Source organism: Pseudescherichia sp. (genome assembly GCF_032052675.1).
Classification (GTDB): Bacteria; Pseudomonadota; Gammaproteobacteria; order Enterobacterales; family Enterobacteriaceae; genus Pseudescherichia.
The window spans coordinates 21,697-37,190 of sequence record NZ_DAMBWA010000002.1; the positions used below are offsets into that span (position 1 = coordinate 21,697).

Annotated in this window: 18 protein-coding genes; 10 read left to right on the forward strand and 8 right to left on the reverse strand. The window is 56.6% G+C overall.

What is annotated here, in order from left to right; genetic code table 11:
* Positions 1-16 precede the first annotated feature (16 nt).
* Genes tssF through RTX96_RS02660 form a run of 5 tightly spaced genes read left to right on the forward strand, consistent with a single transcriptional unit; the run spans position 17 to position 4,904 of the window.
* Complete coding sequence (tssF, locus tag RTX96_RS02640; protein WP_312670034.1) at positions 17-1,780, forward strand: type VI secretion system baseplate subunit TssF; 1,764 nt, start codon at positions 17-19, stop codon at positions 1,778-1,780.
* Positions 1,735-2,835 (forward strand): type VI secretion system baseplate subunit TssG, encoded by a 1,101-nt coding sequence (tssG, locus tag RTX96_RS02645; protein ID WP_312670035.1) that lies wholly within the window; start codon positions 1,735-1,737, stop codon positions 2,833-2,835. Before tssF ends, tssG begins: the two co-directional genes overlap by 46 nt.
* Entirely contained in the window at positions 2,816-3,352 is a 537-nt protein-coding gene (gene tssJ, locus RTX96_RS02650) for a type VI secretion system lipoprotein TssJ (RefSeq protein ID WP_409418555.1), read from the forward strand. Before tssG ends, tssJ begins: the two co-directional genes overlap by 20 nt.
* Positions 3,345-3,782, forward strand: coding sequence for a type VI secretion system baseplate subunit TssE (tssE, locus tag RTX96_RS02655; RefSeq protein ID WP_312670038.1), 438 nt, complete (start codon positions 3,345-3,347; stop codon positions 3,780-3,782). The genes tssJ and tssE overlap by 8 nt, the downstream gene beginning before the upstream one ends.
* 36 nt (positions 3,783-3,818) lie before the next feature.
* The gene (locus RTX96_RS02660) at positions 3,819-4,904 is read left to right on the forward strand and encodes a VasL domain-containing protein (protein ID WP_312670039.1); all 1,086 of its coding nucleotides are present in this window, start codon (positions 3,819-3,821) and stop codon (positions 4,902-4,904) included.
* Here the strand turns inward: RTX96_RS02660 and rnt are convergent.
* The 4 genes from rnt to RTX96_RS02680 form a co-directional block, all read right to left on the reverse strand.
* The gene (rnt, locus tag RTX96_RS02665; protein ID WP_103820893.1) at positions 4,846-5,496 is read right to left on the reverse strand and encodes a ribonuclease T; all 651 of its coding nucleotides are present in this window, start codon (positions 5,494-5,496) and stop codon (positions 4,846-4,848) included. The two genes, RTX96_RS02660 and rnt, sit on opposite strands and share 59 nt — an antisense overlap.
* 139 nt (positions 5,497-5,635) lie before the next feature.
* Positions 5,636-6,043 (reverse strand): lactoylglutathione lyase, encoded by a 408-nt coding sequence (gene gloA, locus RTX96_RS02670; RefSeq protein ID WP_144811861.1) that lies wholly within the window; start codon positions 6,041-6,043, stop codon positions 5,636-5,638.
* Between the two features lie 114 nt (positions 6,044-6,157).
* Complete coding sequence (locus tag RTX96_RS02675) at positions 6,158-7,252, reverse strand: alkene reductase (protein WP_312670040.1); 1,095 nt, start codon at positions 7,250-7,252, stop codon at positions 6,158-6,160.
* Between the two features lie 54 nt (positions 7,253-7,306).
* Entirely contained in the window at positions 7,307-7,903 is a 597-nt protein-coding gene (locus tag RTX96_RS02680) for a TetR/AcrR family transcriptional regulator (RefSeq protein ID WP_103820896.1), read from the reverse strand.
* Positions 7,904-8,003: 100 nt separating this feature from the next.
* Here RTX96_RS02680 and RTX96_RS02685 point away from each other — a divergent pair, with 100 nt between their 5' ends.
* The 3 genes from RTX96_RS02685 to sodC all read left to right on the forward strand — a co-directional run bounded on the left by RTX96_RS02685 (position 8,004) and on the right by sodC (position 9,796).
* Complete coding sequence (locus RTX96_RS02685; RefSeq protein WP_103820897.1) at positions 8,004-8,243, forward strand: DUF1289 domain-containing protein; 240 nt, start codon at positions 8,004-8,006, stop codon at positions 8,241-8,243.
* 54 nt (positions 8,244-8,297) lie between these two features.
* The gene (locus tag RTX96_RS02690) at positions 8,298-9,194 is read left to right on the forward strand and encodes an aldo/keto reductase family oxidoreductase (protein WP_103820898.1); all 897 of its coding nucleotides are present in this window, start codon (positions 8,298-8,300) and stop codon (positions 9,192-9,194) included.
* A gap of 80 nt (positions 9,195-9,274) precedes the next feature.
* Positions 9,275-9,796: a superoxide dismutase [Cu-Zn] SodC gene (gene sodC, locus RTX96_RS02695; protein ID WP_312670041.1), complete on the forward strand. Its 522-nt coding sequence runs from the start codon at positions 9,275-9,277 to the stop codon at positions 9,794-9,796.
* Here the strand turns inward: sodC and RTX96_RS02700 are convergent, their stop codons facing one another.
* From RTX96_RS02700 to RTX96_RS02710, 3 genes are read right to left on the reverse strand one after another with little or no spacing between them, the layout of a single operon-like run.
* On the reverse strand, positions 9,797-11,809 hold the full coding sequence (locus RTX96_RS02700) for an FUSC family protein (protein ID WP_312670042.1): 2,013 nt from the start codon (positions 11,807-11,809) through the stop codon (positions 9,797-9,799).
* A complete protein-coding gene (locus RTX96_RS02705) occupies positions 11,809-12,669 on the reverse strand; it encodes an HlyD family secretion protein (protein WP_312670044.1) in 861 nt (286 codons plus the stop codon). Before RTX96_RS02705 ends, RTX96_RS02700 begins: the two co-directional genes overlap by 1 nt.
* 2 nt (positions 12,670-12,671) lie before the next feature.
* The gene (locus tag RTX96_RS02710) at positions 12,672-12,908 is read right to left on the reverse strand and encodes a DUF1656 domain-containing protein (protein ID WP_103820902.1); all 237 of its coding nucleotides are present in this window, start codon (positions 12,906-12,908) and stop codon (positions 12,672-12,674) included.
* A 191-nt stretch (positions 12,909-13,099) separates the two neighbouring features.
* Between RTX96_RS02710 and slyA the strand changes: the two genes are divergently transcribed.
* Positions 13,100-13,540 (forward strand): transcriptional regulator SlyA, encoded by a 441-nt coding sequence (gene slyA / locus RTX96_RS02715; RefSeq protein WP_312267988.1) that lies wholly within the window; start codon positions 13,100-13,102, stop codon positions 13,538-13,540.
* A gap of 75 nt (positions 13,541-13,615) precedes the next feature.
* On the opposite strand, the gene slyB is transcribed toward slyA, so the two are convergent.
* Positions 13,616-14,083: an outer membrane lipoprotein SlyB gene (slyB, locus tag RTX96_RS02720; RefSeq protein ID WP_103820904.1), complete on the reverse strand. Its 468-nt coding sequence runs from the start codon at positions 14,081-14,083 to the stop codon at positions 13,616-13,618.
* 269 nt (positions 14,084-14,352) lie between these two features.
* Here slyB and anmK point away from each other — a divergent pair, with 269 nt between their 5' ends.
* The gene (gene anmK, locus RTX96_RS02725) at positions 14,353-15,477 is read left to right on the forward strand and encodes an anhydro-N-acetylmuramic acid kinase (protein WP_312670047.1); all 1,125 of its coding nucleotides are present in this window, start codon (positions 14,353-14,355) and stop codon (positions 15,475-15,477) included.
* Positions 15,478-15,494: the final 17 nt, after the last annotated feature.

Below are 15,494 nucleotides of genomic sequence, written 5' to 3' on the forward strand. Positions count from 1 at the left end.
ACAGGAACAGGAATAAATGGACGATTTGACCCTGCGTTATTACGACGCAGAAATGCGCTACCTCCGTGAAGCCGCCAAGGAATTTGCCCAGACCCACCCGGACCGGGCAGCCATGCTGGATCTGGATAAGGCCGGCACACCCGATCCGTATGTCGAACGGCTGTTTGAAGGCTTTGCTTTCTCGATGGGGCGGCTGCGGGAGAAGATTGACGACGACCTGCCGGAACTGACGGAAGGGCTGGTGAGTATGCTCTGGCCACACTACCTGCGCACCATTCCGTCACTCTCGGTGGTGGCGTTCACGCCCGCGCTTCAGGCCGTAAAAATGGCGGAAGTGATGCCCGCGGGCCTGGAAGTGTACTCCCGCCCGGTGGGACCGAAAAACACGGTCTGCCGCTACCGCACCACCCGGGATGTGATGCTCAATCCCCTGAGTATCTCAGGGGTGACCATGACCACCGGGCCTGACGGGCGTTCGCTGCTGCGGATGCGTTTTGCCTGTAGCACGCAGGCGGACTGGTCCCATGCCGATCTTAGCCACCTGAGTCTCTATCTCGGTGCGGATGCCCCCGTCAGCAGTCAGCTGCATCTGATGCTGACCAGACGACAGGCCGCCCTGTATATGCGCTTGCCCGGGCAGACCGATCGTATTCGCCTTGACGGCTACTTCTCGCCGGGGGGATTTGCTGAGGAAGACAGGCTGTGGCCAAAAGGCGATACGGCCTTCAGCGGGTATCAGCTGCTGCTGGAGTACTTCACCTTCCGCGACAAGTTTATGTTTGTCCATCTCAATGGACTGGACGGTATCACGCCACCGGCAGGGGCGGAGTACTTCGACATTGAGGTGGTGTTCAGTACGCTGTGGCCATCAGACCTGCCGGTCAGTGATGACGCGGTTCTTCTTCACTGTGTGCCGGTGATTAACCTGTTCACGCTGGAAGCGGACCCGCTCACCATCACTGGCCTTGAAAGTGAATATCTGTTGCGCCCCAAACGACTGCAGGACGGACACACCGAGATTTATACCGTGGATTCGGTCACCGGTTCAAACCGGACCCGTGATGCCGAATACGTGCCGTTCAGCAGCTTTCGCCACAAGGGCGGGATGATGCGCCGCCAGGCACCGCCCCGGTATTACCACACCCGTGTTAAGCGAGGTGTTACTGGACTGTATGACACCTGGCTTATCCTCGGCGGCCACCAGTGGGAAGAGGACAGACTTGTCGAGCGCGAAGCGGTGTCGCTGCAAATCACCGGCACCAACGGCCAGTTACCGCGCCGGGCACTGCAGAGCACGCTGCTGGACCGCTGCGAGCAGGTGGTGCAGACGCCGCTGTCGGTGAAAAACCTCTGCAAACCTACGCTACCGGTTTACCCGCCTGCTGAAGATCGCTTCCACTGGCGGGTTCTGAGCCACCTGGGCTCCGGGTTCCTGAACATGATGAGTACTGCCGAAGTCCTGCGTGGCACCCTGGCGCTCTATAACTGGCAGGAAGATGAACTGAACACCCGGCGTCTGGAGGCGATTCAGCACGTGGAACATCACCGTCTTCAGCGTTATGAGCAGGGCTTTCTGCTGCGGGGCCTGGATATCGAAGTGACCCTCGACAGCAACGGGTTCACGGGGGAGGGGGATATTCACCTGTTTGGCGAAATGCTCAACCGCTTTTTTGCGCTTTATGCCGACATGAACCAGTTCAACCAGCTCACGCTTATTGTTCATCCAGAAGGAAAATGCATCCGGTGGAAAGAGAATCACAGTCCGCGCCTGCCCGGCTGATGGCGCAGCTGGGCGACCGGCTGCCATATATTAACTTTTACCGCTTTTGCCAGCTGCTGGAGCAGAGCCAGCCCGATAAGCCTGTTATCGGTAGTACCTGGCAGGTTAAGTACGAGCCGGTGCGTTTCCGGCCGCATCCGGGGATGGGCTTCCCGGCCTCGGAGATCAAAGCGCTGGAGCCGCCAGCCCATCCGCACCTGCCGCATACGGTGCGTGTCACCTTTATGGGACTGTACGGCGTGGAGTCCCCGCTACCGACTCATTACATTGACGATATCACCCGGCGACGCGAAGGCTATGAAGCCACGGCCGATTTTCTCGATATCTTTAACCACCGGTTGATTGCCCAGTACTACCGTATCTGGCGGAAATACTCTTATCCGGCAACCTTTGAAGACGGCGGAAAAGACAGGACCTCACAGTACCTGCTCGGACTCGTCGGGCTTGGGATTGGCGGCTGTGCAGAGAGTATTGCCGCACCGGCATCACGCTTTCTGGCGCTGCTGCCGGTCATGCTGTTACCGGGACGAACGGCCGAAGGGATGGCGTCCCTGGTTCGACTGCTGGCACCGGGGACGCAGGCGGCCATCTGGCAGCACGACAGGAGACGTGTCCCGCTGAAAAAGCCGCTGGCCATGAGCATACGTCAGCCCGTTACTCTGGCAAACCGCCCGGTGATGGGGAGCTATGCCACCGATGTGAACAGTCAGGTGCTGATGCAGCTCACCACCACGGATCCGGAGGAAGTAGAGGGCTGGTTACCTGGAGGTGATATTCATACCGATCTCATGGCGCTGCTGCATGTCTATCTCGGGTCACGTCTCGATGTTCGCCTGCAGCTGTGTGTTGCGCGAAGCCTGCTTCCGGATGCGACAATAAACAGCCAGCCGCGTCCGGGAGCCGGGCAACTCGGATGGACGGCCGTCATGCGCCCCCTGAACTCGAATGCCCCAGCACAAACCAACACAATCCTCATTAATCTGGGCCGCTATGAGCGGGTTCAGGAAAATATACACCGCAGGGAGACTGATGAAGATGGCGATTACCGCTGGTAAAACCACCTTATTTGTACTGGCGTCGGGTATCGCGATGATGCTGGCAGGCTGTGGCCTGACCCAAGACGTCGCCGAGGGCACAATAGCCGTGACCAAATCTGTTTTTTATAAGCAGGTGAAAACCCTGCATCTTGATTTTCGCGCCCGTGAGGCCGTCAATAAAAATGCCGGCGGTGTGCCGCTGTCCACTGTCATACGCATCTATCAGCTGAAAGACCGCAAGACGTTCGACAGCACAGATTACCCGTCACTGTTTGCATCCGACAGCCAGGTCATCAAAGCCGATCTGGTTGCAGAAAAAGATATCCGCCTGCAGCCGGGTGGGGCGGTGATGATCGATATGCCGATGGATGACAATGCTCAGTATGTCGCCGTAGCGGGGATGTTTATCTCCCCGGATCAGGCTAATAACACCTGGCGGGTGGTATTGAGCCGTGACGATCTGGATCCGGACAAGGCCCGGATCATCGAGGCAGGCAATAACCAGCTGACGGTTAAGGCAGTGAAAGATGAATGACAGGACACGTCCCTCACTCTACGAAACGCTCTACGGTAATTTCACCGGAGATCTCGACCTGAACCTGGTCAGTGAGGAGAATCAGGTGATCCTCTCCGTGCTGGACAATATGCAGCATATCCTGAACTGCCGCGCCGGGACGCTGGCGCATCTGCCGGATTATGGTCTGCCCGACATGACCAAAATCTTGCAGGGCATGCCGGGAACCGCTCACGAACTCATGGGAACGCTATCAGCCGTTTTGCTTAAGTATGAGCCCCGGCTGAAAAGCATCCGCGTCATCCTGCTTGACCAGACGGTCCCCGGCGAGCTGCGTTATGCCATTGACGCCGAACTTAAGGGTGTGGGTCTGGTGCGCTATGGGACAGCGTTTATGCCAGAAGGACGGGTGCTAATCCGCCATCTGAAGCAACAAAATTATGTCGATTAGATAACTCCTTTCTGTAAATCCACGGATGACTCCATCATGAAGCACACAGAACTCCAACCTATGCGCATCGGCGGCGATCCGCGTCAGTTCCCTGACTTCATTGCGCTGCGTACTGAAATAAGCAAGCAGACCCACCCGGCGAGGCCCGACATCAGCTGGGAGCGGGTAGAGCAGCTCTCCCTGGCCCTGTTTGAAAAAAACGGCGTGGAACTGCAGACAGCGGCCTGGTATACCCTGGCGCGCACTCATCTGGCCGAGGTGAAAGGCATGCACGACGGGCTGAACATTATTGCAGTGATGCTGAACCAGCATTGGGCTCACGCCTGGCCTCAGACCAGCCGCGCACGGGCAGAAATTCTCTGCGGACTGTTTCAACGGCTACAGAAGGTGTTTCGCACCTTTACCTTATGCCATGAGGAGGACCAGCAGCTACAGCAGCTGGCATCCACGCTTGAGACTCTGAATGGCATTCTGTCCCGGCATGACCTGCAGCAGGTAAGCCAGATAGCCTCTCTGCTGCAACAGGTACGTGGGGCGTTGATACGAATGGAGAGTGCGCCCGCTCCCCAGCCGCTGTATGTGATCCAGCAGGCGCGCGCGACAAACCTTGAGAGGGGGCAAGAAACAGCACCTGCCCCACAACGGGTGGGTCTCTTCCTGAGCGGAATGCTGACCGCCTTTGCGCTGAGTGCCGTTGGCTTTGCTGGCTGGTACTATTTGGCCCGCCCAGATATGCTCTCTGCGCTGCCGTACGAGCAGACGCCGAGCGGGCTTGCGGATGAATCGCTTACCGGCTGGCATCAGGGCATGTTAAGGCTGCAGAGCCTGAGTGAGCAGCTCAATGCGCTTGATGGTCAAAAGGGAAAATATCTTACCGTTAGCGAGCTGAAATCACAGGTGTTTGCCGCCACGCTGGCCTTTGACAAGACGGTGCCGGTGGAGGAGCAGCTCCGTCTTATGGCTGTGCAGCAAACGCCCGGCGCGATCCCGGAGGGGCAAAAACGTCAGACGAAGCAGCACTTACAGCAGCTCATCAGCCACTATTTCGCCCTTACTCGTGGCGTTATGCCTCGTCAGCAACAATCGGCAGCGGCCAGCCGCCAAGGCGTTTCCAGCGGTTGACGATCTCACAGAACAGCAGGGCGGTCTGTTCCGTATCGTACAAGGCGGAGTGGGCCTGGGTACTGTCAAACGGCAGGCCGGCGGCCATGCAGGCTTTTGACAGCACGGTTTGCCCCAGCGCCAGCCCGCTCAGCGCGGCGGTATCGAAGGTGACGAAGGGGTGAAACGGGTTACGCTTGAGCGAGGCGCGCTCTGCCGCCGCCATCATAAAGCCGTGATCGAAGGTGGCGTTATGCGCCACCATAATGGCGCGGTTGCAGCCGGAATCTTTAATTCCCTTGCGTACCATTTTGAAGATCGCGTGTAGCGCATCGTATTCGCTCACCGCCTCGCGCTGTGGGTCATTAGGATCGATGCCGTTGAACGCCAGCGCCTCGGGGACCAGATTGGCGCCTTCAAAGGGGGCAACCTGGAAGTGCAGGGTGCTGTCCGGCATCAGCCAGCCATCGCTATCCATCTTTAGCGTTATGGCGGCAATGTCCAGTAGCGCATCGGTTTTGGCATTAAACCCGGCGGTTTCAACATCAATCACGACAGGATAAAAACCACGGAAACGGTCGCAAAGACCGGTGAGCTGTGCGTTATCGGACATAGGATCTCTTAATACAGGAAAAAGCAGCGCGCATTATGGCAAACTTTATGTAGGGATTGTACTTTAAGTAGAAATTGTACTGTAAGTGGAAATTGTCTCGCGCAGATAAAACAACGGGCGCAGAGGGCGCCCGCTGAAATCAGTTACCCAGGCCGCGGCCCGCGTCTTTCTCTTCGATCAGCTCGATTTTATAGCCGTCTGGATCTTCAACAAATGCAATAACGGTGGTGCCGCCTTTAACCGGGCCGGCTTCGCGTGTCACGTTGCCGCCGTTCTGACGAATGCGCTCGCAGGCTTCTGCTGCGTTCTCCACGCTCAGGGCGATATGGCCATAGGCATTACCCAGATCGTAGCTATCCACGCCCCAGTTGTAGGTCAGCTCGATCACTGCCTCATCGCTCTCCGGGCCGTAGCCTACGAAAGCCAGCGAGTACTTATATTCGGTGTTTTCGCTGGTGCGCAGCAGCTGCATGCCCAGAACTTTGGTGTAGAACTCGATGGAGCGTTGCAGATCGCCCACGCGCAGCATGGTATGAAGTAAGCGCATAATATCCTCTTTCGTTTTTTTGCTCAGGCATTTAAGTCATAAAGTCTATTTTAGTATAGCGGCGGATCCCTGCCGCTATCAATGCCAGTAAATCAATGCCAGTAATAGTACCGATTACAGCGTCGGGTAGTCGGTATAGCCTTCCGCGCCGCCGCCGTAGAAGCTTTCCGGACGCTGCGGGTTCAGCTCAGCTTTACGCTGCAGGCGCTCTACCAGGTCCGGGTTAGCGATGTAGTCGCGACCAAAGGCAACCGCATCGATCAGCCCTTTGGCAATCAGGCTTTCCGCTTTCTCAGGCGTATAGGCTCCGGCACCCACGATCGGACCGTGGAAACGCGCACGCACTTTTTCACGGAACTCATCAGTGTAGGGCTGACCGCCCGCCCAGTCCGGCTCGGAGAGGTGCAGATAGGCGATACCACGTTTAGCTAACTCTTCGATCAGGTAGAGGGCATCCGCCTCTTCGTTATCGCCGTTGTCGGTATTCTGGAAGGTGCCGATCGGAGAGAGACGGATACCGATACGCTCCGCGCTCCACTCTTTGCTCACGGCGTCGACCACTTCCAGTACCAGACGGGCGCGGTTTTCAGCGCTGCCGCCGTACGCGTCGGTACGCTGGTTAGCTGACGGAGAGAGGAACTGGTGCAGCAGGTAGCCGTGAGCGGAGTGCAGCTCTACCAGGTCGAATCCAGCTTCACGAGCGTTAGCCACGGCCTGACGGAAGTCGTCAACGATGCCCGGAATTTCGCTAATATCCAGCGCGCGCGGCGTTGAGGTATCGACACGGATCGCGTTACCTTTTTCGTCACGCAGCGAGGTGCGGGTCCCGGCGTTGATTGCCGATGGGGCCACCGGCGCGTTGCCGCCCGGCTGAATGCTGGCGTGGGAGATACGGCCGGTATGCCAGAGCTGAACGGCCATATGGCCGTTTTCAGCATGAACGCCGTCGGTGATCTTTTTCCATGCGGCAATCTGCTCAGGACTGTGCAGGCCAGGCGCACCGGCATAGCCTTTGGCCTGAGCAGAGATCTGCGTTGCCTCGCTGATGATTAACCCGGCGCTGACGCGCTGACGGTAGTATTCACCCATCAGCGGAGTAGGGATATCGCCTGGCTCAATGCTGCGCAGACGCGTCAGTGGGGCCATGAAGACGCGGTTCGCCGCGGTAATCGCACCCACTTTCAGCGGGGTAAACAGTTTGTTCGACATAGCTTCTCCTGAATAGACCGGTCGACTAGTTAAAAGTCAAATAAAACGCCTGCGTTATACAGGCGTGATAAGTACTGTTTTAGCATGTGCCACCGCGCTCTCCAGCGGTAGGGCACTGCGGGAAATTTTAGCCTGCAGATTGGCACCCAGCCACAGGGCATAGAGTACCTGCCCCTGGGTCAGGGCATCGCCTTCAAACGCCAGGCAGCGGGTTGCGCGCCCGTTCTCCAGCGCCTCGGCCAGCAGCGCAATGACGCGGCTCGCGCCTCTGTCCATTGCGCTACGCATATCCTCAGAGAGATCGCATACTTCAGCCGAGAGCTTCACCGTCAGGCAGCCACTAATAACGCCCTTCTGCGCGAACTGGTTCAGCGTTTCCTGGAAGTAGGCGATGACGCGATCGCGGTAGTTACCGCTGCCATGAGCAAAGTGGTGCGCCAGCCGCTGGTGGTAACCAACATAGTGACGCTCAAGCATGGCCACCCCGAACGCCTCTTTCGAGCGAAAATAGTGATAAAACGATCCCTTCGGCACTTCTGCCGTTTTTAAGAGCTCGCTTAGTCCCATGCCGGTGAACCCGCGATGCATGCAGAGCTGCTCGCCGGTTGCCAGTAAGTGTTCACGGGTATCGTGTTCGGTATCTCTGTTCATAAATATTACTCTAATAGACCATTCGGTCTAATGCAAGGGTTGCTTTCTGGCCAGCGGGCGTCTTCAATAGTGAGTATCGATCGTTTACAGGAGGAAGGACGTGCCGGAACAGCTGGAGTTTTTCCCCATTCTTAGTCCATGCCGGGGAATTTGTCAGACCGACGAGCATGGCTACTGCCGGGGCTGCCTGCGCAGCCGGGATGAGCGCTTTAACTGGCAGCGCATGAGCGATAGCGAAAAGCAGAACGTTTTGCGTCTCTGCCGTCAGCGAGCCCTGCGCAAAATGCGCGCAGGTAGCCAGCCGGCAGATGAAGAACCGCAGCAGCCCTCACTGTTTTAAGCACCGTTTTACGTATACTCTTTGCCTATCTCTTTGCAAAGAAAGGAAGCGGTTATGGTTCAGCGTATTACCCTTGCGCCCCAGGGGCCAGAGTTCTCCCGTTTTGTCATGGGCTACTGGCGTCTTATGGAGTGGAATATGTCGCCACGCCAGCTGGTCAGCTTTATTGAGGCGCATTTAGATCTTGGCGTTACCACGGTCGATCACGCGGATATCTACGGCGGCTATCAGTGCGAGGCCGCCTTTGGCGAAGCGCTTAAGCTGGCTCCGCACCTGCGTGAGCGTATGGAGGTGGTCTCGAAGTGCGGCATTGCCACAACGGCGCGTCCAGAGCATGTTATCGGCCACTACATCACCGATAAAGAGCACATTATCAGTAGCGCCGAGCAGTCCCTCGTGAATCTGGCAACCGATCGCCTCGATCTGCTGCTTATCCACCGCCCCGATCCGCTTATGGATGCCGACGAGGTTGCCGAGGCGTTCCTTCAGCTCCACCAGAGCGGCAAGGTACGCCACTTCGGCGTCTCTAACTTTACGCCAGCACAGTTTGCGCTGCTGCAGTCGCGTCTGCCGTTCACGCTTGCGACCAATCAGGTTGAAATTTCGCCGGTGCATCAGCCTCTGCTGCTTGACGGCACGCTCGACCAGCTTCAGCAGCTGCGCATTCGCCCGATGGCATGGTCCTGCCTCGGCGGTGGGCGGCTGTTTAGCGATGAGGCTTTCCAGCCGCTGCGCGATGAGCTGGCTCAGGTCGCTCAGGAGATCAACGCTGAAACCATTGAACAGGTGGTCTATGCCTGGGTCATGGCGCTACCGTCTACGCCCCTGCCGATTATCGGCTCCGGTAAAATCGAGCGCGTGCGTGCGGCCATTGCTGCTGAAGCACTCACGCTTACCCGCCAACAGTGGTTCCGCATCCGTAAAGCCGCCCTCGGGTATGACGTACCCTGATAGCTGATTATCTGATTCTCCGGTGATATCTGCATCCCTGGTTTAAACTTCAGGGATAACAGCCAATAACCGGAGATCATATGAAGCGATTAAGCCTGGCCGTATTGACTCTGTTAGCCTGCACCGGTGCGCAGGCTGCCAGTGAAGAGGTCGAGATGCACCTTGTCACCTCTCAGGGCGTAGGACAGTCCATCGGGACGGTGAAAATCACCGAAACGGATAAGGGGCTGGAATTTGCGCCCGATCTGAAAGCGCTTCCGCCTGGCGATCACGGCTTCCACGTCCATGCCAAGGGAAGCTGTGAGCCTGCCATGAAGGAGGGTAAGCCGTCGGCGGCTGAGGCAGCCGGAGGTCACCTTGATCCCCATACAACCGGTAAACATGAGGGGCCAGAAGGTGCGGGTCATACGGGGGATCTGCCAGTGCTTCAGGTTAATAACGACGGGAAAGCAACCGAGCCCGTGGTCTCCCCGCGTCTGAAAAAACTGGATGAAGTGAAAAACAGATCCCTGATGATCCACGTGGGTGGCGACAACTACGCCGATAAACCAGAGCCGTTAGGCGGTGGCGGGGCACGCTACGCCTGTGGCGTGATTAACTAATTACCTTATCATCCCCGGCGGTGGCGCTTGTACAAGCTGCGACAGGGATATCTGTAGTCGCCAAATAAGCGCCGCCAGCTCTCGGGCGGCAGGTTGATGGTGATGGGACAGGGTATCGCAGATACGCTGTAGCGTCTGCAGCGTGGTGGTCAGATGGCGTTGGTCGACTCCCCGCTCACTCATCACATCGCGTAACTGAACAATGCAAAGGTCTCTGACCCGTGAAAGCGGATCGGAACGCGTTTCCCACTCGCGAAGCTGCCAGACGACATGTGAGCAGTTGAGCAGTACTACCCCCCAACGTAACAGCCAGCGGCGGGCCAGTGCGTCCTGACTAGTGCTGAGCTGACTAATGTGATGATAGGCCAGCGATTCAAACTCATATTCGCTATGCGCCGGACGGCGGCTGAGCTGATCGACGAAGTCGCGGCGCAGGGCGCGTATACGTCGGCGGCTTTTACGGGCGTCCGAGCCGGGCCGCAGAATAGCGAACGCCAGCCACGAGAGAGCCACCCCGACGATTTTTGCCGAGTTATCATTGAGAAAATCAGCGAAGTCGAATACGGGGGGATTGGTCACGGCGATAAACGATCCCATAAAAACAATCAGCTGGCCCCATAACCCTGCCAGCTTCGTCATTTGCAGTTTCAGTAACTGCATGGTGGTCAGCAGCGGAAAAAGAAACAGCAAAAATTGCCAGAGATCGGTTATTTGCACCATCAGGCCAAATTGCACTACAAAGCTGAATAACGACAGCAGCACAAGGGTCCGCATCAGTAAGGAGAGCGATTTAAACGGGGTGGCGACAATTGAATAGAGCACGCAGCTAATTGCCGCCAGAGAAAGCGCGCTGGAACCGGACTCCCATTGCGTGCCAATACTCCACGCACCTACCACCATTAACGTACAGAAGGTGCGCAAACCGCTCCATAAGGCTTCCAGACTATCGGTATGACGCGCCAGCCCCGGGCTGCGCCTGGCGATATGCAGCGAGACAGACGTGCCGTTTTCCAGCGATCTCAGCCAGCGGCTGCTTCGCAGATAGAGTGCACAGAAATAGCGTAGCCGTTGCCAGAAGGCGAGGTGGTGATAGTCGCTACTGTCCTGTGGGCGTAAGGGGGCGATAATTCGTGCGATGCTGTAAGGATCACTATGGGGAGCGGCAAGCGCAGAGAGCAGCTGTTCAACGATCTCGCGGGTCTGCTGCGGCGGGTTGGGCCAGTTCAGCAGCAGGCGGCGAAGACTGGAAATGACGCTGGTCAGCCGCAGCTGATGGTGCAGCAGCGCGTTGAGCAGGGCATTCTGGCGACGAAAGCGGTAATGACTCCAGAAGGCCTGAATACGTAGCAGATTCATCGTCAGGATCTGGTTAATAACCCCCTCGTGCGCGGAACGAATGGCATCGTTGGTTTCAGGCTGCCAGAGCAGACCGGCGTGTTCCAGTAAGCGTGCATGCATGTTTTTCAACGCGGTGAGCAGGGCGGTTCCGTCGGATGTGCTGGGGAGGATCATCATCATCAGCCCGCCGCAAAGTATACCGAGCACGACCTCGCAAACGCGAGCCTGAGCGATATCCCACAGCTGGACGGTATCAACAAGATTAACGGTGGGAAAAGCGATAATGGCGGCGGTATAGCCCGAGAGCTGAAAAGCGTAAGCGACGTTATTGGTAAAGTATGCGCAGGCCCAGGTGCAGAGACCCAGCCAGGCCGCCATGCTAAATAAGAAGAGCCACGGCTCATTTAAGGTATGACCAGCGATAATCAGTGCCGCCGTAGCACCCAGTAGACTGCCAGCTATACGACCGAGACTTTTGCTGATAACGCCGCCCACTGTTGGGAAGCTCACCACGGCGGCGGAGGTCATCGCCCAGTACGGCTCATCTAAGTTAAAGCAGTAGGCGAGCGTTAAGGCGAGGCACATGGCGATGGCGTTACGTAATGCATAACGCCATTGCCCGGCTGTTGCTTTAAACCAGGGCGTATTACGCCAGCTAAAAGAAGAAACGCGCATTAACGCTGCCCAATCGCAACGCTGCAGGTCGTGCCGGAGATCAGCGTGATGTTATGGGGAAGCGAGTCGACCTCTATCCGAACCGGCACGCGCTGGGCCAGACGCACCCAGGGAACATTGGGTTTAATGTCAGGCACCAGGCCTGAATCACTCTCTACGCTCTGATCGTAGATGGCGCGGCCAATACTGGAAACGTGACCCTGTAACTTTACGTTGCCGCTATACAGGGTAATAGTGGCTGGCGCGCCTTCACGAATATGGCGCAGCTTTGTCTCTTCGAAATAACCCATGACATAAAAAGAGTGGCTGTCGACAAGGGCGAATAACGGCTGGCCGGTGGTGGCATAATCCCCTGTACGGGTCGAAAGATTGGTTACCCAGCCCGCGACAGGGGCGCGAACGTCGGTCTGCTCAAGCTGCCACTGCGCGTGTTTTAGTGCCGCTTCGGCTGCCTCAACGGTGGCCTGGGCCGCTTTAACGTTCAGGTTCGCGGTATCCATATCTTCTGCGGAGATATAGTTGTGTGACAAATGCTGGCGGCGGGTGGCTTCGTTAGTGGCTTTTGCGAGGTCCGATCGCGCTTTAGCCAGCTCGGCTTGCGCATTAAGTTTCGCTATGTTAAAAGGCGTTTTATCAACCGTCAGCAGCAGATCGCCAGCGTTGACGAACTGATTGTCTTTAATCGTAAGCCGGGTAATGCTGCCGGAAACCTGAGGCGTAATACTCACCTGCTCGGCGCGAATTTTGCCGTCACGGGTCCACGGGGACTGCATGTAGTAGTTCCACAACCACCATCCCGCCAGCACAGCGATAACGGCGATCGCAATCGTAGAAAAATATTTAACTGTTTTAAGCGACATACTCACCACGCAATCAGCAATACGAAACTCAGACAGACGCAAAGCGTAAAGATCGACAGATCCATCAGCAGGGGATGCCATATTTCGCCAGAATAGATCCAGTCACGCAACAGACGATGCGCCACTAGCCAGATAATGAATCCGCATACGAACGCTTTGAAAAATGGGGGGAAATAGAGAGAGGCGCCGATCACCAGATCCTGTAGGGGCAATCCTGTTGCATTAAGCATAAGCGTCACAAATCGTAATCCTTTGCATTAACTATCATTGTTTATAGGTTTAGCAAAAACCACGTTAACGCACTCTTTTTCTGCTCTAAGCTGATCGGGTCAGCTTTAGGTAAAATAAGCAATACGTTTGTTTTGGAAATATAAATATTGCACACTATTCTAAAATCAGCATAATAACTTAGCAAGCTAATTATAAGGAGATGAAATTGGAATCGCCATTGGGTTCTGATCTGGCACGTTTAGTACGTATCTGGCGTGCACTGATTGACCATCGCCTAAAACCTCTGGAATTGACGCAGACGCACTGGGTAACGCTGCATAACATTCATCAGCTTCCGCCCGAACAGTCGCAAATTCAACTGGCAAAAGCGATCGGCATCGAACAGCCGTCGCTGGTGCGTACACTGGATCAGCTGGAAGAGAAGGGGCTTATTTCGCGCCAGACCTGTGCCAGCGATCGGCGTGCAAAACGTATCAAGCTCACCGAGAAAGCCGCACCCATCATTGATGAGATGGAGTCCGTCATCAATAAAACGCGGGGGGAGATCCTTTCCGGTATCTCAGCCAGCGAGCTGGAGCAGCTCATCAGCCTGATTGGCCGGCTTGAGCATAATATCATTGAGTTACAATCGCGTGACTAACGCTGACAAGGGCCTTGCGAAAGCAGGGCTTTTTTTAGGGTGGAAGGGCCGCCGTAGCGGCCACTGTTCGCATGCTTAACGCGGAGAGACGGTAACCTGGCTGCCGTTGCTGGCCAGTACAACACGCTGGCCTGCTGCGAAGCGGGTATTACCCTGTTTCTGCACAACCATGATGGTGTTGCCGTCGTCTTTACGGATCTCCAGCTCTACACCCTGGCTTTTATTGATCGCACCTTCGACACCCTGACCCGCGACGCCGCCTGCTACTGCGCCTGCAGCCGTTGCCAGCGATCGGCCTGTGCCGCCGCCGACGGTGTTACCGAGGAAGCCACCCAGCACGGCACCGCCCAGGGCACCAATCACATTATTTTCATTGCCGCCCTGAATCTGCACCGGACGCGCGTTAACAATGGTACCGTAAGTGACATTTTGCACCTGTTTCGCTTCGGATGCGCTGTAAACGTCCCCGGAGAGGCTGCTGTCATTCACGCAGCCCGCCAGAGTGAAACCAATCAGGGAAACTGCCAGTGTACGTAAAATCATCTATGAATCTCCTGTTCACCTAAAACGCTCGGACGAGCATCCGTCATCTATAAATTATATGGCATTTAAAGATGACAGGTCACACCTTCTGCCAAAACAATGCGAAAATAGTACGGTTGCAGAGCTTAACTTTACTTAAACAAGCCATAAATGGACAAGTTATCCTGTGCAAATTCGGACTGAATAATCAAAATAGCGCTACACATATCCCGGGCAATCGCTTTAAGGTGGGATACTGGAACACAGCCACGCAGAGAGAAGGACGGCGTATGAAATCGGGTCGCTATATTGGCGTTATGTCAGGCACCAGTCTTGATGGGGTAGATGTTGTCCTCGCGGCCATTGACGATCGCATGGTGGCGCAGCAGGCCAGCCTGAGCTGGCCTATTCCCGTGTCGCTGAAAGAGGCCATTCTCGCTATCTGCCAGGGTCAACAGCTCACGCTCTCCCAACTGGGGCAGTTAGACAGCCGTCTGGGCAAACTGTTTGCCGATGCCGTCCTGGCGCTGCTCAAACAGGAAAACCTGCGGCCGCAGGATATTGTGGCCATTGGCTGCCACGGCCAGACCGTCTGGCATGAGCCGGGTGGCGACGCGCCGCATACGCTGCAAATTGGCGATAACAACCAGATCGTCGCCCGCACTGGGATTACGGTTGTAGGCGATTTCCGCCGTCGGGATATGGCGCTTGGCGGCCAGGGGGCGCCGCTGGTTCCCGCCTTCCACCAGGCGCTGCTGGCGCATCCGGTTGAGCGGCGTATGGTGCTCAACATTGGCGGTATTGCCAACCTTTCACTGCTCTTTCCTGGGTTGCCGGTCAGAGGCTATGACACCGGACCGGGTAATATGCTGATGGACGCATGGATCTGGCGGCAGAAGGGCCAGCCCTACGATAAGGACGCCCGTTGGGCGAGCACGGGTAGCGTCATCCTGCCGCTGCTGCAGCAGATGCTCAGCGATCCGTGGTTTGCCCGGCCCGCGCCCAAAAGCACCGGGCGGGAGTACTTCAACTACGGCTGGCTAGAGCGTCAGCTTGCCCATTTCCCTGGTCTCGCGGGCAGCGACGTTCAGGCCACGCTGGCAGAGCTGACGGCGGTCAGCATCGCTGAGCAGGTATTGTTGAGCGGCGGCTGTGAACGTCTGCTGGTCTGCGGCGGCGGGGGACGAAATCCACTGGTAATGGCGCGGCTGGCCAGCCTGCTGCCGGGCATTGAGGTAGGAACGACCGATGAGGCAGGAATTAGCGGAGACGATATGGAAGCGCTGGCCTTCGCCTGGTTAGCGTGGCGTACCGTTGCCGGTCTGCCGGGTAATTTGCCCTCCGTTACCGGAGCCTCTCAGCCCAGCGTGTTAGGCGCTATCTTTCCTGCTAATCCACGGCATAATCAGACATAACCTAAATTTTCTTTTGT